The organism is Membranihabitans maritimus, from assembly GCF_021729145.1.
GTDB lineage: Bacteria > Bacteroidota > Bacteroidia > Chitinophagales > Saprospiraceae > Membranihabitans > Membranihabitans maritimus.
Genome location: NZ_JAJSLW010000076.1, coordinates 1 through 516 on the forward strand (window position 1 = coordinate 1; position 516 = coordinate 516).

At 43.2% G+C, this 516-nt stretch carries 1 protein-coding gene; it reads right to left on the minus strand.

The annotated features are described in order from the left end of the window. A partial coding sequence (locus LVD47_RS23370) for an Rpn family recombination-promoting nuclease/putative transposase (protein WP_236981138.1) occupies positions 1-516 on the minus strand: 516 nt, incomplete at both ends.

Consider the following 516-nt stretch of genomic DNA (forward strand, 5'->3'; position numbering starts at 1 on the left):
TGGGAATATTTTTGAGTAATCAGAGCGGAAGCAAGCATGGCGTTGCCCAATTGCAGAAGTTGTTCTTCCGTATAATCCCCTACATTGCGGAAAATGATTTTAAAATCCGGGATATAGTCCAGCAAAACCGTCGGATAATACCGGAAGAATTGGTGCATATTCTCCGGGTGCCAAACTTCACCTCCGTGGTAGTACAAGAAAGGAATGACCGGTGTTAATGATTCACTCTTGGCTTTCAACTGCTGCTCATAGGCACCAAAAAGATACCGGCCCAACTGGATATAGACGTACTTGTTTTTGAAACTTTTGTGCTCTACCAGGATACTCAGGTATAATTTTCCCTGCCCGGACTTTAGTGGACATTCAAAAACCATATCTGCAAAAAACTCTCCTTCTTTCATGCCGGAGATAAAACTGGTCCCGGAATGGCTTAATCCAGTAAGATTGACGATCTCCTTCAACGGTTCAGGCAAAAATTGGGTAAAATAATCCCGGGCCATTTCGAGATCACTCAAA